Below are 18,706 nucleotides of genomic sequence, written 5' to 3' on the forward strand. Positions count from 1 at the left end.
GTAAAAAATGATAAAAGCATTACGGTCAAAAGCTACGATTGTTGCATTCCTTTCTGGTATTATGGGGGTTTTGCTGATTTTGTGGGCTTGGAGACTTCCTCCTTTTGTGAGTAACATTCAAATAACGGATAATGCTTCTATTAAGGGCAATGTGACGCTGGTTAGTTCACAGATCTCTGGGGTGATCGCACGGATTTATGTACAAGATTATCAACGCGTTGAAAAGGGAATGCTGCTCTTTGAGCTTGATGATTCTCTTTTTCGTCAGCAGCTTGCACGCGCACAGGCTGTTCTCGATTCAAAAAATGCAAAATTGGCCAGTATTGAATTGCAAGCTCAGATTTTACAAGGAGAAGTTAATGCTGCAGAAGCAGAATTAGCGCGTTCACGAGCATTCTCCAATGTTGTTCCTGATAGTAAAAAGTTAGGCTTTGGAGATGTGGCAAATTCTGTTTCTCGTCCTCTTTCACAACTCTTGGCAGCACTGGAAACAAAACGACAATTGCAAAAACAATTAAATCTTGAACGGCAAAGTTTACAGTCAGAAGTTGCGGGAGCAAAGGTGAGTGTTGAGTTGGCAAAACTTAATCTCGATCATACAAAGATTTTATCGCCTCGAACAGGCTATATTGGATTGGTTGGAGCGCGGGTAGGGCAATATGTTATGCCGGGGACGCAATTGGTCTCTGTTATTTCTGATGATATTTGGATTATCGCTAATTATAAAGAAACGCAGCTTTCTCAGATGCGTGTGGGACAACCGGTTGTTTTTTCTGTTGATGCGTTGAACAACAAAAAGTTAACAGGGCGTGTGGTTCGTTTTGCTCCAGCGACAGGTTCAGAGTTTTCATTGTTAAAAACGGATACGACAATTGGTAATTTTATCAAAATTGCACAACGTATTTCAGTAAGGATTGCTTTAGATCCTGGTCAGGAAGGGATTGAAAAGCTTATTCCTGGGATGTCTGTGGTTACGTATGTGGATACTTCGCAGCGGGTCGATTCTGGAGGATAAAATTTTGGGTTTTTTCAGTTTAATTTTTATACCATTTGCTTATAGCAAGTGGGCGTTTACGTTAGAAGATTTCGTTTGGTTTATTATGATCCATCTCTTAAAGCTCTTAAAACACTTATTTGTCATGATGTAAAATAATGTTCTTTAGAACATTAAGAGGCATGCCTCTTTAATCACTTCTATTTCTTTTGAAATAACGCAGTAGAAGGGGGGGATTGATAAGGTGCTTTATAGTCTTCTTGCAACAGCGTTCTTTGAAGGCGTGGGGGTGTGGGGTGGCGTGTGTGTGGGCAGTAGGTGAAAATTACTCGATAAAAAATTAGATGTTTACAGACGAGTGGCGGGGAGGAATATTGAAGTAATATTTAGGGTATAGTTTGCCTGTCGTCTCTCACAATACTGTTCTTTGAGGTGTGGTGATGTGGATCGCATGTGTGGACAGTTATCCCGCTAGATAAAAAGCTGAATGATAGACTGGTGGGGTGGAAAATTTAGCCTTGGGAAGGATGAAGGGCGTAAAGTTAGGGGGAAAACGTATAAGTAGTGTGCTTTATCAGTGATGAAAAAAATGCCCGCTTTGAATCGGGCATTAAAAGGGAAGATTGTTGGTGTTAGTAATTTTTGCGGATTAGCAAGAAGCTTGCCAAAACGACTCCGGCAGCTAATGCGAGGGTTTTTTTAGGATTTTCTTTCGCTTTTTTCTTTAATTCTGTTGCATGTTCGTTGAGGTGGTAAAGTGCGTGACGCCCCTTTTGTTTCCATGTGTTAAACAGCTCAGAAATGTTTTCAAAGCTATCATTTTGAGAACTCCAATGATTTACGGGGACCAGCTCTCTTTTTAATTGTGCAATACGTTTTTTAATTTTAGCATTTTTAGCGTTGGTTGAAAATAGACACATTTGTTGACTCCTTCATGTGTTAAATTGTGTGCATGATCGTTGGAATTGTGTTTGGGGTTTTGCTATAACGACTTAAAAATTGAAAGGTTGCATTGATTATGCGACTTGGGGCGGATTGTGTTTTGGGGGTGAGGTGAAAGTTAAGCGTTTGGGTTTAATGAGGCATTTCTTAAATATGGCTTGCGTCCATTTCATGATGGGGAGTGTAAGGGTATAAGGTACAATCTCCTGCAAAAGATAATTTCTTTGTCAAGGCTATCAAGCTCGTTGCGCATTCCCATCTTTATTTCATCAAGATATCAAGCTGGTCGTTTTATTTTCTTATCCTTGTTTCAAAGTTTGGAGACAGTTCTTCAAGCATTTTTACTTTTTTTCGTTTTTATCTCCATGGTTGCTTGTGGTGTGTAAGGGACATGGCTTTGATTGATGATGAACAGATTTGAAATGAGAGAAGCTTACGATGTTTAGGTTTTCCATTCAAATTTATAAAAAAGAAGTTATTATAAATGAATATGTTGCCTTAATTGGGTGGTATATCCCGTGAATTTTTAAACATTTTTTAAAATTGTGCTTTGATGAGCGTTATCTGTTGTGTTGTAAAGTATTGTGCTTTGATGACGTTGATGTAGGTATGCACCTTAAAAATACAGTCTTGTCTCTGTCTGATTTTAGTTTCTTTTTGAAGCAACCAAGTGTAAAAGTGTGAACGTGAACAGGAGTGGTGGGACTTATCCGGGGCATTTGTGAAATGAATCTCACTTATGAGCTGAGTTCCATCAGGGGGTAACAGATGAAGCTTAAAGTAATCTGTTAAGATTGGTGGGTGGTGTTATTTTCGTTTTCGTCCTTTGAGGTGCGGAGGAAGTCAATGTAAATGATGGTTGAGAGTGCAGGTTTTAAAAATTTGAGGACTTGATGAGCACGACCTATTCTTTGTCGAAACCTCTTGAGCGTCGTCGCTCTGTTGGTGTTGCGGTTGGTAATGTGGTGGTTGGGGGGCAGAGCCCGGTTGTTGTACAGTCAATGACCAATACAGATACCGCTGATGTTGATGCAACCGTTTCTCAAGTGGCTGCTCTTTGGCAAGCGGGTTCACAATTGGTTCGGATTACTGTTGATCGTGATGAAGCAGCGGCAGCTGTACCAAAAATACGGGAGCGATTGGAAAGATTAGGTTTTTCTATCCCATTGGTTGGGGATTTTCATTATATCGGCCATAAGCTTTTATCAGAGCATCCAGCGTGTGCTGAGGCACTTGCAAAATATCGCATCAATCCTGGAAATGTAGGTTTTGGCGCAAAAAAAGATCGTCAATTTGCAGAAATTATTGAGATTGCTTGTCGCTATCATAAACCTATTCGCATTGGCGTGAATTGGGGGTCGCTTGATAACGCGTTGTTGACACAGCTTATGAATGAAAATGCGAGACAAGAAAATCCCTTATCTGTGGCTGAAGTGATGCGAGAAACTGTTGTGCAGTCGGCTTTGCTTTCGGCGGCTTTAGCAGAAGAGTTGGGGTTGGGACGGGATAAAATTATTCTTTCTGCTAAAGTGAGTGATGTTCAAGATCTTATTGCTGTCTATACCACCTTGGCAGAACGTTGTGATTATGCCCTTCATTTGGGCTTAACGGAAGCAGGGATGGGGACAAAGGGGGTTGTGGCTTCTTCGGTGGCTTTGGGCATTTTATTACAGCAGGGGATTGGCGATACGATACGCATTTCATTAACGCCTGAACCTGGTGGTGATCGAACACGAGAAGTAAAAGTGGGCCAGGAACTTTTACAAGTGATGGGGTTTCGGCAATTTCTCCCCGTGGTTGCAGCTTGCCCTGGATGTGGGCGTACAACTTCAACGGTCTTTCAGCAATTGGCGCAAAAAATTGAAGCGGATTTACATAAAAATATGCCCATTTGGCGTGAAAAATATCCTGGGGTTGAAAGTTTAAAGGTGGCTGTGATGGGATGTATCGTCAATGGACCCGGGGAATCAAAACATGCGGATATTGGAATTTCATTGCCTGGCGTAGGGGAATCTCCAGCGGCCCCTGTTTTTATTGAAGGACAAAAGGTAAAAACTTTGCGTGGTGATCACATTGCAGAAGAATTCGAAGGGCTTTTGAGTGATTATATTCATAAACGTTTTGGACAAGGTTAAACAATGACACAAGGTTGAGGTAAAGAACTTGCGTTGTTTTAAAGAAAGGTCTCTTAAGGCTCCCCATTTCTCAATAGCGTTTATGAATGCTAGAATGGTAAAGTTCTCGTGAAGTGTATAAACTTATAAAGCTGTCCCATCTTTTAAGTTTAATAAAAGGGCAAGTCGTTCGCTATGGTAAACTTCAGCTCCCATATGGTCCTTAATACTTGATACTTGAGAGAGCTCATAAGAGGCATTTTTGCTCCACACTTTGACTATTTTTTTTATTCCCTATGGGATTATTTTATTCCACACGGGCCCCCCGCTTGTGACGTGGAAAATGTGACGTGTAAAAGATTTTGATGCAACATAAACAGCTTTAGAATGAAAGAATCCTACAATATTTGCCCATTCGATATGCAAAACAATGAACATTTTTTATAAATCAATCTATTGTTGTTATGTGCTGCTTTGGCTACGGTGAAAGCTATTGGGCCGCTTATGATCTCAAGAAAAACCGCCGTTATGCATGCTATGAATCAAAAGCCTATGATCGATATCGATGCGTTTGAGTTTTTTGAGAATATTAAGCAACACTCTATGAATAGTTTGATAGATCATAAATATTGTTGCTGGTTCTTTGGCGGTTCTTGAAGCAGTGAGATATTTGACGGATTTCCAATTATAGAAAAAACATGATTCATTCATTCATTCAGTATTTTCAGGCATTCTTCCAGTATTTTCAGGCATGTCTCTGGATATCAAATTGATAGGACTGGAGATCTGTACGGTGGTTATTACCCCATTTGTCGTAAAATGTAAGCTTTTATATTGCTCTAAAATGATGTATACGGGTGCCTTTTTTGGCGTTATTGGGGGAATGAATGACAAGTATATTAGCCTTTGGTTTTTTATTTAACGGTATAAGAATTTTAACAGGCGCTTTTATTGTCTTTTATATGCTGGAGAAAGGCTTAACGCTTATTGATATCGGGATCATTAAGTCATTTCAGGTTTTTATTATGATGGTTACCGATATTCCTCTGGGATATTTTGCTGATCGAAAAAGTTATAAAATATCGATCGTCTTGGCGGCGGCTTTTGCTGCCACATGGCTCTTTCTCATGGGCGTTTCTACAAGCTTTTACGGTTTTCTTTTGGCAGAATCTTTTAATGCCTTGTCTCTGACATTGATTGCGGGGGCTTATAATGCTTTACTTGTGCAATATGCAAAAGCAAAAGTGACATCGACTAAAAAGGTGCTGGGATCAAGTTCTCAATATAATTACATTGGCATGTTTATATTTAGTTTAATTGGCGCCTATTTTGCTGATTATTCGAGCCAATATATATGGTATATTGCGGCATTTTTAATGTTGATGACAACACTCTTTGGTTTGTTCTTTCTTGATGACCTCAAAGGACAGAGAAAACCAAGTCATGGAAATTCTCTTCAGAAAAATTCTCTCATTTGTGAAGCTAAAGAGATGGTCTCTATTTTTGTTAAAGTTCCTTATATCTCTTTATGCTTTTATTTTTCATTGATTTTTTTCAATATATTTTCGCAATATTGGCAGTGGATCTTTAAAGATCATCATATTCATGTCACTTATTTTGATCTTGGTGTGACATTTTCACTGATTTTGCTCTCGCAGCTCCTGGCTAGTTTTCTCTTTACAAAACTAAGTGAAAGGGTGAATTTTGTTTTATTGCTGTTTCTTTCAGCGTCACTGATTTTTACAGTGGTTTTCTTTGAGCCAAGAAAAGAAATTGCTGTCATTTTAGTCTGTATGGTTTTTTATCTCATTAAGTACACCTATCTTCGTGTGGAAGTTATCCTCCATGATCGTATTAGCGATCATTTCAGGGCTACATACGAGTCTTTCTTGTCAACCGTTGGAAGATTTAGCCTTTTGGTGCTTTTTTACATGAGTGCATCTATGGTCAATATATTTGGCTTTTTCTCTCTCGTTTATATTTTTGCTATTTATTTATTGATTTACTTATTGGCAGTATTTTTTTTAGAAGGAACGCGCAAAAAAGCTCAGTGAGAATCGTAACTTATGATTACATTTGTGTTTTTATGGCGTGTTTGCATAGAGCTCCACACGATATAGGATATGATGCACCCAAGAGGAATTTCTAAATGACAGTGAGCGAGCAAAGATATTCAATGATTATGGTGCGATTGGGGGCTATGGTATAATCGATTATCGTAATATTTTCTTGGTCTTGTTGTATATTTTTACATTCGGGTTATCTTTTGATGGCCATATTTTCCAGCTTTGGCAAGGGATATCGGTTCGGTTATTATGATGCTCTTCATCTTTATGGGACGTATGAGAAAATTTCATTTGAGGGAAGAAATTTATTTTTGGCTTGGAAAAACTCCTTATTATTATGCCGTAAAATACTGCCATTTGAGGCGTGGTGATGGGAAGAGATCTAAAATTTTACACATTCGGTATTACGTGCGTGGTGGATATCCTTCAGTCTTATTTGTTGAGTCTTTATGTCCGTGAACCATACAACAGCTGTAAGCATCTTCTTTAAGAATCCAGACTATTTACAAATTGGCATTGGTAGGAATCCTTGCTCTTTTAAATGTGGAGAGGAGATATTCTATAGAATAATGATTTATTTTTTTGTCGCAAGCATCATGCTCTGTTTAATTTTTTTATGCAATGCGTTGAATAAATACGATAAAAAGTCTGACAAATTAAAGGACGATAGTGATGATTATTAAACTGAAATTATTCCGTATTTTTGTAAAAGCGGTTCTATTTTTCGAAAGAGAAAACCGGTACTATCATTCGTGTTCCTAGTAGTTGGGTTCTTGGTTGGGTTCTAGCCCTTGGTCCTTAAGATGGTTCATAAGAGGAATTTTGCTCCCTTTTTTACGGCTTTGCTTTTACCCAAACGCTGCTTTCGCTTATGACGACAGACAAAAGATTTTAATGAATTCAATATGAGAGGGTATGTGATGAGAAAATCTTATGATATTAAGCGCTGTTTCAAATTAATATTATAAATCAATGCGTTGAATGCGTGTTTCTTGACGTTTTTTCTTGTTCTTTAGGCGTGCTTCATGCAAAATAGGATGTCTAGAATACACTTGTTTTATAAATTCATGCGCTTGTTTTAATGAAACCCTTCTTAAGGTTTGTCAGATCATATTTAATGATGGGCATTTATGATGGGACCAACAGTATACAATGGTCATGTTTTTTGAAAAATCTCTTGGATATTTAACAAAGAGAACGGTGTACGATATGGACAATAGGGCGGGATGTAAGGGCGGATGACGTTAATTTTTGCGTGTCGCACTAAAGCGCGCGACTTGTAGGAGGGGGAGTGCTTTGGCATCATCAAAAGGGTGTAAGAGGGCTTCTGCTTTTGTGATGAGCGCGTCTCGCTTTTTTTGGGTTTCTTCAATGCCATAAAGACGAACAAAAGTTGCCTTTTGTGCCGTTTCATCTTTCCCAGCGGTTTTACCTAGGGTTTGCGTGTTGGCGGTGACATCAAGAAGATCATCGGTTAATTGAAAGGCTAAACCAAGATAGCTCCCAAAAGCCGTCAACTTTGTCAATAATTCTTGGGAGGCATTGCCAATGATGGCGCCTGCTTGGCAAGCAAAGCTTATTAAGGCTGCTGTTTTCATGCGTTGTAGTGTGATGATGTCAGTACTCTCTTGCGGTTTTTTTTCAGCTTCAAGATCCAGCATTTGTCCCCCTAGCATACCACCAAGTCCGGCTGATTGTGCAAGAGCGGTGATCAATTTTATTCTTATATCTGTAGACAGTGCAGCAGCTTTATGGGCAATGATTTCAAAGGCAAATGTCAAGAGGGCATTGCCTGCTAGAATTGCTGTTGCTTCATCAAATTCTATGTGGACAGTGGGTTTTCCGCGTCGAAGTGTATCGTTATCCATGGCTGGAAGATCATCGTGAATGAGCGAATAACAATGAACACATTCTAAGGCACATGCAACATCAAGAGAATGCTCTACAGGGATATCAAAAAGTGCAGCACTTTGAATCACAAGAAAAGGACGCAGGCGTTTCCCACCGTTCAGCACCCCATAACGCATGGCTTTGATTAAGTTTTCAGGGCGTGAAATTTCACCATTTTGGATGTGATTACTTAACAGTGTGCTCAGTCGACTTTCAACGGTGTGGCCATGTTTTGCAAGAAGGGTGGTAAATTCGTGCATTCTTGCTTCCTTTGTTTTTACAAAAATAAAATGATGAAGTTCAAAGAGAGAAGCTGTTGCTTTTTCTTATTTTCATCAATTGGCGTAGGTTTTTATTAAAAATCAACTTCTCTTTATTATGCGTATCTCTACTGTATGCGAAAATCCCTTTTAATGCCAAATAAAAAATTAAATATTCGTCCTATGAAAATGTTTTCATTGGGGTATAAAACTCATAAATTTTTCGGTGCTTGTGATATTTACTTAGGTATTGTGAGACCATTTTTGATAAAAGGAAGGTTATTTTTGGGAAGAGAAGGATCATTTTGACATTGCCTCTTCTTCTTTATCAGTGTATAACACTTTCAAATTTTATGGTGTTTTTAAATAAAGCATTGTCATCTTTGGCATTGCTTTTTCTGTTTTAATGGATTTGGAGTGTCTTTTTATGGCTGTACCTAAACGAAAAACCTCTCCAGCGAAGAGGGGCATGCGCCGTTCGGCTGATGCTCTGAAGGCGCCGACTTATATCGAGGATAAAAATTCTGGTGAATTGCGTCGCCCTCATCACATTGATCTGAAAACCGGAATGTATCGTGGTCGTTCCGTTTTAGTGGTTAAGGATTGAGCATTTTATCTCTTTTGAGAATCGGGGTATGTGCCGTTTGGCTGGTGCTCTGAGGACGCTGGCTTATATCGATGATAAGAATTCTGCTGAATTGCGTCGTCCTCATCACATTGATCTGAAAACAAGAATGTAGTGTGGTCGTTCCGTTTTAGGGATTAAGACTTTAGCATTTTATCTCTTTTGAGAAGCGGGGCATGCGCCGTTTGGCTGATGCTCTGAGGGTGCTGGCTTATATCGAGGATAAAAATTCTGGTGAATTGCGTCGCTCTCATCATATTGATCTGAAAACAAGAATGTACCGTGGACGTTTTGTTCTCGTGGTTAAGGCTTTAGCGTTTTACCTCTCTTCACAAAAGAGAGGTATGCGCCGTTTGACTGGTGCTCTGAGGGCGCTGGCTTATATCGATGATAAGAATTCTGCTGAATTGCGTCGCTCTCATCACATTGATCTGAAAACTGGAATGTAGTGTGGTCGTTCCGTTTTAGGGATTAAGACTTTAGCATTTTATCTCTCTACCAGTGGTAGGTTTCTTTTGCTTCATTTGTGAATGCGCATGGTCGTGTGTGTTTTGTGTTCCTTGAAGGGTATGGGGGGTAAGGCTTTCCCGTAGACAAAGTGATTCTATTGTGGGGGATGATTTTCTTGTTTTCTTGAGAGAAGATAAAGAATTGTTGGTGTGCAGTGTCTTTTATGATGACTTCGTTAAGAGCGTGGGTATCGATATAAGCTTGTTCAATCATAGAATCATTTTTCTTAAAAATATTCTTAAAGAGCTACTTTCTAGGGAAGGTAAAAGGAAAGTATAAAAATAATTAATGCTGCCAGAAGGTGTAAAACCGTATATCCTACTTGTATCTCACTTCATTCTATACTTTAAGGGAGCACCTATTTCTTGCTCTATGAGACCGTAAAATATCGTCATTGAGGATAATTGATTCAATACTTTAAGCATGAGGTGTGTTTGTTAAGAATTTGTGATGAATAGCCAATGGTTTATCCATAGAGTTTATAGTGTAACACACGTTTCTCAGTAAAAGAATGGTGATTTATATCCACACAACATTGATTTATAAAAATCATTCATTGTTTTGCGTCTTAAATGAAAGGCCTCGATTTTTTCATTTCAAATCTGTTCTACGCTGAATCAATAACAATTATTTGCTTACACATTATAAGCGGGGCTTTGGCCTATGGGTAAAAATTGTATAAGAAAGAAAAATACCTATAATGGACACGCTCAAATGGAAGGGTGTTGAAGCATTGAGGACTCAATGGCTGTTGGGATCTTATAAGCAGAAAAAACTATTGTAAGACAGAAGGGGACTTATTCAATAATCTTTCGTGCTTTTGATGATAAAGGCGCATGAGATTTTTTTATGAGCATCACGCTTTCTTTTCATATTTTTGAGCTCATAACTTTTCAGATATCACGATCAATTTGATCTTATGCATAGTGATACAAAGAATATGAACGAACGCCTATCATGCTAAGCACACGCAAAGCCAATTGTATCATTGTTTTTTAACAGAGAGTTTGATCAAAAGCTGGAATATCTTTCTCATTTATCGCTGGTATGGTTGTAACCTTATGACGTTATTTTCCTTCAGAGAGCATGTACTTTTTCTATTGCTGGTAAATCAGCATCTAGTCCTAATGCTGTAGTTATGTGTGAGATAAAGATTGAAACGGATAAGGGCTGCTGTATTAACTTTTGTATGCTAAATCGGGGCGGGGTATTGGTGTATTTCTGTTTTGTGTCATTTCTAAAATAAGAAGGCGGCCTCATTTGGAAAGAATATAAAAGCTGTAAAAGTGCAAACCAACTTTCATTTTTAATTCAGTTTTACGGCTAAAACATCTATGGCAATGTCTTTTAAAAAATTGGAGATTATGGCTTGTTTCATACTTTTTTATCGTTCTTTTATGGGATCATGAGCATTATAAAAAATAAAACGCCCCAAACGGAATATAGAAATATAAATATACTTGTGTTGTACATCCACGTGTTTTTTTTTAAACCTCTCTCAATGTGCTTTTCAGCCCATTTTGCGACGGTACTTCTTGAAGGGTATAACGATAAAGCCCTAGGGAATACTATGAAATTTATTGCCCCTCTCTTTAGGCTTCATAAAAGTGTAAGCCAGCAATTATTATACACTTTGCCATCTCTCAATGTTTCAAAAGCCAAGAGCTGTTGAATGGTTCGTAAGAGGCATGCCTTTTTTGTAAAGCTTTTACTCACATGATTTTTCCGCTTGTCGTGGGTAAGCGAGTGTTTTTTATTGATTCAACATGGAATAGATTTGGAGTGAAAGAATTTTGCGATCTTCGGGATTTTAATTGAATATAAAAAACGATCTTTTTATAAATCAATATCTTGAATTATATGGGACGTGTAAGGAAGTCATTCAATGGTTTCATGTGAGAGAGTCTTCCTGTATTCAGCCTTATGATTAAAGATAAAAAATGATGCATGATGATGATTCATCAATGCGCTGGCTGTGAAGTAAAGCGCATGAGGCGGCGGCGGGGTCGAATTTATCAAAAAGTTAGATTGTTTATTGGTGCTTTAAGAAACTTTATCCTTGAGAGTGCAGAGGATGATAAAAAAATAAAACCAGCAAAGAGCTGGTTTTATCAAAATATTCTGTTTTTATGAAAGAATGTATTATGCAGCGTAGACAGCTTTGCTGTTTTCAACGGTTTCTTCTCTCTCCGTTTTAAATTCGCGTTTCGGCTTGTTGGAGAGATGCATCTCTATGAGATTAATCGCTTCTGTTTCAGAAAGGCTATTAATAACCGCAATTTCGCGGGCCATTCTTTCAAGAGCAGCGGTATAAAGTTGACGCTCAGAGTAGGATTGTTCAGGCTGTAGGTTAGAGCGAAAAAGATCACGGACCACCTCAGCAATACAAATAAGATCTCCTGAGTTGATTTTAGCATCATATTCTTGAGCACGGCGTGACCACATGGTCCGTTTAACACGTGCTTTTCCGCGTAAGACTTTTAAAGCGCGTTCGACGGAATCACCAGCAGATAATTTACGCATTCCAACGGAAAGGGCTTTTGCAATGGGAACTTTGACATCCATTTTATCTTTCGCAAAATGAATGACAAAAAGTTTTAATTTATGTCCTGCAACTTCTTGATCTTCAATCGCTATAATTTGCCCTACTCCATGTGTAGGGTAGACGATATATTCAGAGGTTGCAAATTCTTTAGTCTTGGAGGACGTTCCATGTTGGGATGCCATAATCTTAGTTTACTCCCTTATGATCAATAAATGCATCGGAAAACAGGTTATAAACCTGAGGGTTGAGTTTTCTTTAACCAAGTATATTGTACCAATTAAGTGAGCATAAAAGCCGAGTACTTTTAAATCCAAAAAAAATACATTGCTTTACTAAAAAAAGCAAAGAAAAATACTTAGAAAGATGATCATGTTAGAATAACACTAACATCAAACTTCAAAAGAATCAATCATTTCGCTTGAGGATTTTTTATTTTTACAAAAGAAGTCTTTCAATTGTTGAAGGAGGAAGCTGTACACTGTATCATTACTCTTCTCCACTTCCTGGATTTTCTGAAAAATACTTTTCTAGTTTGTTTGGAACACCATCCATTTCTTTTGCTTGAGGAAGAGGATCTTTTTTTGTGGTTAAATTGGGCCATTTGTTTGCATAAAGAAGATTAAGTTCTAACCACTTTTCTAGTCCTGGTTCTGTATCAGGTATAATGGCTTCTGCTGGGCATTCTGGCACACAAACACCACAATCGATGCATTCATCAGGATGAATGACCAACATATTTTCACCTTCATAAAAACAATCAACAGGACAAACTTCAACGCAATCCGTATATTTGCAATGAATGCAGTTGTCGGTTACTACGTGGGTCACGATCAAACTCCATTTGTTATTTTAATGCTCTTTAGAGGAAAGTGTTTGCGTGTTTTTATGGTTGGTGAGTTGATCGCGTAGCACAGCTAATTTTGCAAAAGGTGAATCAGGGTTAAGACGCTTTTCTTTTTGGAAAGGTTTATAATTCGCACGCTTGTCTTGGGATTTATGGAACTTATGAGAACGTTTGGTTTGTGATGGTGCTTCTTGAGGGGAATTTCCATGCGCATTGTTCCCTTTTTTTACAGCGCCCTTCGGTTTATTTTTCCATTGATGTCCAGATTTGTCACGTTTTTTTTGTGTGTGGTGGTGAAATGGGGGCCTATAATGCCATAATAAAATAACTTTACCTTCTGCTGTAGGAGGCGTGGGCTTGGCAAAATTTCCAACAGGTTCAGCAGCTGGTAAAGCATTGGTGTTATGGGCGTGTTTTTCAATACAAGAGGAGAAAGTATTCAAGGATGAGGTATTCTTTTCTTCTTGTGTTGTTTCTGAAATATTGATTGTTTGCCATAGACTGCCAACGCATTCTGCTGGTCGAACTGCTTGTGTTGTTGCATGGACAGAAAAAGAGCCTTGGTGTGCAAGAAGATTTTGTTCAAACACAGTATTGCTTATGCTGTATGATTGATAGCCAAGCCCTTTGAGAATTTCTTCCATATCATTTCCATTGGCTCCAAGAATGGACATCATGGCAGGGGTCACAAAAAAACTTTTGCCGTCATAGGCACCATCGGGTTTGGGATCATTTCCTTGTTTCCAATGAAGGGCGGGGCGGATAAGATTGGCAAGACGTTCTAAAATATCAATCCGTACAGCACGTTGTCCTAAGATTCGGTAACCGGCTAATTGATAAAATTGGCGGTTATAGGTAGGGTCAACAACCAAAGAGGTTCGACCAGCAGATAACGCTGTAAAAATTTCAACCAAACCCCTTTTGTCTTGTCCTGCATTTTGAAGATTCCACAAAAGGGTAATGGCTTGGACCGGAGCGGGTTTAAGCATTCCTGCAACATAGATATGAAAAGCGCCAAAACGCACACCTAGACGCCGAAGCACGGCACGTGATTCTTGCGCAAGGTTTTTGACAAGGTCTAAAACTTCACGGCGGGGTATAATCCCTAAAGAGTTAACCAGTTGTAAGGCAAGACTGTTGGTTGAATCTGTTAAATTATCAGCATTGCGCAAATCAAATAGGGGCTTTAAAGCCGTTTCAAAATGAAAGGTTACAAAACGCTCTAATCGTTTTACGACGTTGTCGCGGCCTTCTCCGATGAGTTGTGTGTCTGCTAAAACAATCAGTTTGGGGTTGAAAAAATCTTCTGTGGCAACAAGTTGCCCCACAGGTTGACCAATCCAGCGCACAATGCCATCAGAACTGAGGGTAAAATCGCCATTTGCACAAGTACAAAAACGTGTTGCACGTTTGGAAAACGCAAGAATCAAATTTTCATTCTCTATTGAACATTGCTGCTCAGCTGTTTGATCGCTATTGTTTTTTTTCGCATAAAAACGAAAACCTTCAAATTTACCTCTTCCGTATTTTTCAATGAGAATATCATCCTGAAGAATCTCATTCTGTTGAACAATCTTGCTATCCATGATCATTTTCTTTCTCAGTGCGACACTGGTAAAAAGCCTTTTGCGACAACTCCATAATGCTGCTCTTTAACACGTTTGTTGCGCTTGCTTCAATCACTCTTGTCGCTTTTTGATGTTTCTTTTTGCGCCTTTAAAACTTAAATGCTTCTTTTTTATTCAGTTTTCATTCAGTTGGGATATTTTATGTTTGTAGATTACACTTATTAGTTGTATTGTAAAGCTGAAAGCATAAATAGATTTTTTAAACTTACAAGGAAACGGAATCGGTCATCAAAAAAACAGCATGTGTTTTGTCTGATCATTTTATTTTTTTTTGCTGTTTTGTCATGAAAAGTGAAGAGAAAGTTTTTTTCAAATATTTCATAGGCTAAAAGGCATATTGCAGGGGCGTTTTGCAAGTGAAATTGTGTCTTATGAGAAGAAGTTTTACCCTGATAATGAAAAAAACAATTGCGATTATAAAATTACACGCTAAAGTAGTGAGCGCAGAAGTAGACAACTTTTGCGTTCTTTTTGAGAAAGAACAATGATGTCGTTGCCAAATCAATTTTGATAATTTTAATCGCAAGGGGTTATTATGGGTAATCTTTCAAATGCTGTTTATAAAAGCAGCAAAAATTATAGCGATGCAGACAAAAGCTTAGGACGTAATATGATGCGTTCTGCTATGCAAGCACCTTATCTTGAACGACAAAAAGAGCATGATTTGGCTCTGCGATGGAAAGATAAACGCGATGATGATGCCATGCATCAAATTGCGGCGGCTCATATGCGTTTGGTGATTGCTATTGCAAACCGCTTTAAACGTTTTAAAATGCCCTTAGGGGATTTGGTACAAGAAGGATATGTAGGACTGTTGGAAGCCGCTGCACGTTTTGAACCTGATCGGGAAGTGCGTTTTTCAACCTATGCAACATGGTGGATACGGGCTTCTATCCAAGATTACATTTTGCGAAATTGGTCAATTGTTCGAGGGGGGACCAGTTCTTCGCAAAAAGCACTTTTCTTTAATCTGCGGCGTTTGCGCGCAAAACTGGTGCAAGATGATAGTGCTTTATCAAAACAGGATATTTTTCGCACAATCGCTGAAAAACTCGGTGTTTCCGTACGCGATGTTGAAACAATGGATTTTCGTTTTTCCAGTTCGGATAATTCCTTGAGCGTTTCTGTTTCTGAGAACAGTGATAATCCTATTGCGAAGATGGATGTTTTGGTCGATGAGAGTCCTCTTCCTGATGCTTTAATTGAGCAAATGATTGATGGTCAACGGCGCACGCAATGGCTTTACGATGCGTTGCAAATTCTCAATGAACGGGAGTTGGAAATTATACGCTTTCGTCGCCTCAATGAAGAGGGGGCTACTTTGGAAGTTTTGGGTGAAAAATTAGGAATTTCAAAAGAGCGTGTGCGCCAAATTGAAGCACGGGCTTTGCAGAAATTGCGTGCTGCTCTCCTGACCGTTCATTCAGAAGATGCTTATGACATATAAGCTGTGAAAGGTTTTTTAGGGGGGATAGGCGCGGGGCGGCGTAAGGCATGATGAAGCTTCTGGTTAAGGGTTTGCGAGCTTTATCAAGTAAGACGCCTCCCTTGCTGGTGCCAGTGAGCAGTATTTATGAGCAGAGGGAGATTGCAGGGTGAGTTTGGTTTGAGAAGGTCTGTGCAGAAATACGCTCTCTTCTCCTTATGATTCATTTTAGAAGATCGTTACGATATATAAGCCGTGAAAGACTTTTTAGGGGATATAGATGCGGGCGGTGGGGCGCATGATGGAGCTGGTTGAGGGTTAGCCAGCTTCATTTGCGAATATATGGAGGAGGGCGTGATTAAGGACAGAAAAGAATCAAGGCTGTAGCAGATGAAAAAGGAAACTTATTCGGTGATAATTTTTACTTTTGTACCGGCGCGTAAAGTTTGAGTTGGTGAGAGGGCGTTGAGAATACGAAAGAGTTTTTCTTTGTCTGGTGTGTGTTGCATTTTATTGGCAAGGTTTGCAACATTTTCTCCTTGTTTAACGCGGACAACACTGATTTTTAAGGGTTTTAATTTTTTTAACTGTGAAGTTGAAAGAGGGTGAAAGCTTTGGACTGTTTTTTTGGCAATCTCTGCAAAATTTTGAGAATTATAGGGGGCGGCTGTCAGAAAACGAAAAATATAATTATTGAACAGAATGACAACAACATCAAATTGCCATTGTTCATGGGTTGCACGAGCTTGCGCTCCAAGTAAACTTTGGCCTAGGTATCCTTGATGAGTGAATCCTGGACGCGTAAATTCTTGATTGGGGCGCCCTTGAATTGTGAGGAGGCGGATCGATGATGGGTCTAGACCGATAATCCAACCGCTTTGCAAATAATCACTTGCAGACATTCCGGTGAGGCAGGGAACAGCATCAAAACGAATCGCAATTTTATTTGGTCCGCTGGCCCAAACTGTTTGTGCTGAATGTTCTATTGTAAAATTGTTGGGAACAGAAAAAGCAATGCGCCATTGTGGGTGAATAAATTGGTTGCCTCGTACAAACCCTGTATCAAAGCTTCCTCCAAAAGTCATGCCATCAATGCTTGTGAGAAAAGAATCACGATCAGTATTTCCACTATTTTGTTTACTGATTTTACGTGCTTTTTCTATTGCAAGCCGAATACGTTGAGGGGTGGTTGGGTGAGAGGTTAGAAAGTCTAAGGGAGCATTTTGGGTGCCAGAAATATTCTGAAAAGCACTATAGGCTTCCATTGTTTGAAGAAAGCGCGGTGAAGCAAATGGATCATATCCTGCTTGTTGGAGCATTTCAAGGGCAAGGGAATCAGCTTCTAGCTCTTGATTGCGGGAAAATTGCGCGAGTTGTTGCTTGTTGTGTATGGAATTGGGGAGTTTTTTGCCCATAGAAGAAAGAAGACGTGGAGATGTATGATTTGCCATCTTCAATTGGGCTTTTTTTTGCAGGCGTAAAATACCATGATTGGCTCTGATATGTGCCATCTCATGGGCTAAAATTGCTGCAACTTCTGAAGAATCATTGGCGAGGGACAGCATACCACGGGTGATGTAGATCGAACCATTGGGGAGTGCAAATGCATTGACACTTTCTGAGTTTAAAATTGTTACAGAATAGCTTTGATGAGAATGGTGGGATGCAATTGTTAGTTTACGGATAATTTTTGCTAAAAAGCGTTCAAGTTTCGCATTATGATAGACGCCACCATACATTTGCAAAATACGGGGGTGTTGCAGAGCACTTAATGTGACATAGATATTGTGATTGTTGGTACGTTTGATTGTTTCAGAAGAACTGGAAGAGGGCTTATCATTTTGGGAAAGGGGCGTGTGACAAGCAGAAAGGAGAAGCATAAAACTGATGAAAGTTGCTTTATACAGGGGAGAGCGAAAAAGAAAATTTCGTTGAAAGGCGGTGTGTGTTAGATAGCGGTGTAGGTTCGTTCTGTGGTGTAATTTGGCAAATTTCATGAGTATCTTTGTATCGTGTGTGTTTTTTTAGAGAAGCTTTAAAGATAAGGATTCGTTTGGCTATATCACGGTTATCGTTTATAAAAAATAGCTCTCATTGATAAAAGGATGCTAGAAAAAAAATTGTGAAAGGCAAAATATGTATGACAACATTTACGATATTGTTAAATGGCGCTCTTTTTATCACTGATCGTTTGCTTAATCAAATTCAAAACAGTCGAGTGATTGCTGCGGATGGTGGTATGCGTCATGCTGCCGCGCTTAATGTGAAGCCTGAGTTGTGGCTGGGAGATTTTGATTCGTCTGATCAGACTTTGATAGACAAATATAACCATATTCCGCGTGATGTTTTTCCCTCTGATAAAGATATGACAGATAGTGCTTTGGCTTGTGAAAGAGCGCTACAAAATGGTGCTAAAAAGCTTATTTTATGTGGAGCTTTGGGAGGGGAGCGAAGTGATCATAGCCTTTCTCATATGACGCAAGCGTTGATGATGGCTGAGAAAGGCATTTCAGTGTTGTTGACAAGCGGTTTGGAAGAAGGGTGGCCGGTTTTGCCAAAACTTGTGTCATATGATTTGCCTAAGGGGTGTTTGTTTAGTCTTATTGGTTTTTCTGACTTACAAGGCTTAACACTTGAAGGAGTAAAATGGCCAATTTGTGATAAAAATGTGTCATTTGGCTCTTCTTTAACACTTTCTAACCGTATTTGTGGAACCTTTTCTTGCCATTTAGGTTCTGGAAAAGCTATATTGTTAGCGTCTGTGCCTATTCCGTAAAGCTCTTCCGATATATTTTGAATAAGGCAGGGGGGGGCTTAGTGATTAAGTGCCGACATAAACGATATATTATGTATTTATCTTGA

General features: G+C 39.1%; 14 protein-coding genes and 1 pseudogene. 9 read left to right on the plus strand and 6 right to left on the minus strand.

Translation table 11 applies throughout. The features are described 5' to 3' along the window. Window positions 1-7: 7 nt before the first annotated feature. Window positions 8-1,015 carry an HlyD family secretion protein gene (locus tag PVV66_RS03390; RefSeq protein WP_273718706.1) on the plus strand — a complete coding sequence of 336 codons (1,008 nt, stop codon included), beginning with the start codon at window positions 8-10 and terminating at the stop codon, window positions 1,013-1,015. 611 nt (window positions 1,016-1,626) lie between these two features. On the opposite strand, the gene PVV66_RS03395 is transcribed toward PVV66_RS03390, so the two are convergent. Next, window positions 1,627-1,914, minus strand: coding sequence for a hypothetical protein (locus PVV66_RS03395; protein ID WP_273718707.1), 288 nt, complete (start codon window positions 1,912-1,914; stop codon window positions 1,627-1,629). Window positions 1,915-2,829: 915 nt separating this feature from the next. Here PVV66_RS03395 and ispG point away from each other — a divergent pair. Together ispG and PVV66_RS03405 are read left to right on the plus strand one after the other, a co-directional pair. Next, window positions 2,830-4,071, plus strand: a complete 1,242-nt coding sequence (gene ispG, locus PVV66_RS03400) for a flavodoxin-dependent (E)-4-hydroxy-3-methylbut-2-enyl-diphosphate synthase (RefSeq protein WP_273718708.1) — start codon at window positions 2,830-2,832, stop codon at window positions 4,069-4,071. Window positions 4,072-4,937: 866 nt separating this feature from the next. Further along, window positions 4,938-6,104 carry an MFS transporter gene (locus PVV66_RS03405; RefSeq protein ID WP_273718709.1) on the plus strand — a complete coding sequence of 389 codons (1,167 nt, stop codon included), beginning with the start codon at window positions 4,938-4,940 and terminating at the stop codon, window positions 6,102-6,104. A 1,256-nt stretch (window positions 6,105-7,360) separates the two neighbouring features. On the opposite strand, the gene PVV66_RS03410 is transcribed toward PVV66_RS03405, so the two are convergent. After that, window positions 7,361-8,266, minus strand: coding sequence for a polyprenyl synthetase family protein (locus tag PVV66_RS03410; protein WP_273718711.1), 906 nt, complete (start codon window positions 8,264-8,266; stop codon window positions 7,361-7,363). Between the two features lie 427 nt (window positions 8,267-8,693). Here PVV66_RS03410 and rpmF (PVV66_RS03415) point away from each other — a divergent pair, with 427 nt between their 5' ends. From rpmF (PVV66_RS03415) to rpmF (PVV66_RS03430), 4 genes and pseudogenes are all read left to right on the plus strand, one after another. Then, window positions 8,694-8,873: a 50S ribosomal protein L32 gene (gene rpmF / locus PVV66_RS03415; protein WP_005774555.1), complete on the plus strand. Its 180-nt coding sequence runs from the start codon at window positions 8,694-8,696 to the stop codon at window positions 8,871-8,873. 28 nt (window positions 8,874-8,901) lie between these two features. Continuing rightward, window positions 8,902-9,006, plus strand: coding sequence for a 50S ribosomal protein L32 (locus PVV66_RS03420; protein ID WP_273718715.1), 105 nt, complete (start codon window positions 8,902-8,904; stop codon window positions 9,004-9,006). A 40-nt stretch (window positions 9,007-9,046) separates the two neighbouring features. Further along, window positions 9,047-9,199: pseudogene (gene rpmF / locus PVV66_RS03425) on the plus strand (50S ribosomal protein L32); the annotation flags it as partial. Continuing rightward, entirely contained in the window at window positions 9,191-9,340 is a 150-nt protein-coding gene (gene rpmF, locus PVV66_RS03430) for a 50S ribosomal protein L32 (protein WP_338070260.1), read from the plus strand. The pseudogene rpmF (PVV66_RS03425) and the gene rpmF (PVV66_RS03430), both read left to right, overlap by 9 nt. A 2,203-nt stretch (window positions 9,341-11,543) precedes the next feature. On the opposite strand, the gene PVV66_RS03435 is transcribed toward rpmF (PVV66_RS03430), so the two are convergent. The 3 genes from PVV66_RS03435 to PVV66_RS03445 all read right to left on the minus strand — a co-directional run bounded on the left by PVV66_RS03435 (window position 11,544) and on the right by PVV66_RS03445 (window position 14,376). Beyond that, window positions 11,544-12,128: a CarD family transcriptional regulator gene (locus PVV66_RS03435; protein ID WP_012232472.1), complete on the minus strand. Its 585-nt coding sequence runs from the start codon at window positions 12,126-12,128 to the stop codon at window positions 11,544-11,546. A gap of 304 nt (window positions 12,129-12,432) precedes the next feature. Beyond that, window positions 12,433-12,774, minus strand: coding sequence for a ferredoxin FdxA (fdxA, locus tag PVV66_RS03440; protein ID WP_273718718.1), 342 nt, complete (start codon window positions 12,772-12,774; stop codon window positions 12,433-12,435). Between the two features lie 21 nt (window positions 12,775-12,795). After that, the gene (locus PVV66_RS03445) at window positions 12,796-14,376 is read right to left on the minus strand and encodes a hypothetical protein (RefSeq protein WP_273718720.1); all 1,581 of its coding nucleotides are present in this window, start codon (window positions 14,374-14,376) and stop codon (window positions 12,796-12,798) included. A gap of 577 nt (window positions 14,377-14,953) precedes the next feature. Here PVV66_RS03445 and PVV66_RS03450 point away from each other — a divergent pair. Beyond that, window positions 14,954-15,865 (plus strand): RNA polymerase factor sigma-32, encoded by a 912-nt coding sequence (locus PVV66_RS03450; RefSeq protein ID WP_273718722.1) that lies wholly within the window; start codon window positions 14,954-14,956, stop codon window positions 15,863-15,865. A gap of 383 nt (window positions 15,866-16,248) precedes the next feature. Here the strand turns inward: PVV66_RS03450 and PVV66_RS03455 are convergent, their stop codons facing one another. Next, window positions 16,249-17,841, minus strand: a complete 1,593-nt coding sequence (locus tag PVV66_RS03455) for a M48 family metalloprotease (protein ID WP_273718723.1) — start codon at window positions 17,839-17,841, stop codon at window positions 16,249-16,251. A 143-nt stretch (window positions 17,842-17,984) separates the two neighbouring features. Here PVV66_RS03455 and PVV66_RS03460 point away from each other — a divergent pair, with 143 nt between their 5' ends. Continuing rightward, window positions 17,985-18,620 carry a thiamine diphosphokinase gene (locus PVV66_RS03460; RefSeq protein WP_273718725.1) on the plus strand — a complete coding sequence of 212 codons (636 nt, stop codon included), beginning with the start codon at window positions 17,985-17,987 and terminating at the stop codon, window positions 18,618-18,620. Window positions 18,621-18,706 lie beyond the last annotated feature (86 nt).

It is taken from the genome of Bartonella sp. AU16XJBT (assembly GCF_028618665.1).
Taxonomy (GTDB): Bacteria; Pseudomonadota; Alphaproteobacteria; order Rhizobiales; family Rhizobiaceae; genus Bartonella.

Bases quoted from the DNA above. Each gene is read 5' to 3' on its own strand.
- PVV66_RS03405 (WP_273718709.1), top strand. From the start codon at position 4,938: ATGACAAGTATATTAGCCTTTGGTTTTTTATTTAACGGTATAAGAATT.
- PVV66_RS03445 (WP_273718720.1), bottom strand. From the start codon at position 14,376: ATGGATAGCAAGATTGTTCAACAGAATGAGATTCTTCAGGATGATATT.
- PVV66_RS03390 (WP_273718706.1), top strand. From the start codon at position 8: ATGATAAAAGCATTACGGTCAAAAGCTACGATTGTTGCATTCCTTTCT.
- rpmF (WP_005774555.1), top strand. From the start codon at position 8,694: ATGGCTGTACCTAAACGAAAAACCTCTCCAGCGAAGAGGGGCATGCGC.
- PVV66_RS03410 (WP_273718711.1), bottom strand. From the start codon at position 8,266: ATGCACGAATTTACCACCCTTCTTGCAAAACATGGCCACACCGTTGAA.
- PVV66_RS03455 (WP_273718723.1), bottom strand. From the start codon at position 17,841: ATGAAATTTGCCAAATTACACCACAGAACGAACCTACACCGCTATCTA.
- PVV66_RS03435 (WP_012232472.1), bottom strand. From the start codon at position 12,128: ATGGCATCCCAACATGGAACGTCCTCCAAGACTAAAGAATTTGCAACC.
- PVV66_RS03395 (WP_273718707.1), bottom strand. From the start codon at position 1,914: ATGTGTCTATTTTCAACCAACGCTAAAAATGCTAAAATTAAAAAACGT.
- PVV66_RS03460 (WP_273718725.1), top strand. From the start codon at position 17,985: ATGACAACATTTACGATATTGTTAAATGGCGCTCTTTTTATCACTGAT.
- ispG (WP_273718708.1), top strand. From the start codon at position 2,830: ATGAGCACGACCTATTCTTTGTCGAAACCTCTTGAGCGTCGTCGCTCT.
- PVV66_RS03450 (WP_273718722.1), top strand. From the start codon at position 14,954: ATGGGTAATCTTTCAAATGCTGTTTATAAAAGCAGCAAAAATTATAGC.
- PVV66_RS03420 (WP_273718715.1), top strand. From the start codon at position 8,902: ATGTGCCGTTTGGCTGGTGCTCTGAGGACGCTGGCTTATATCGATGAT.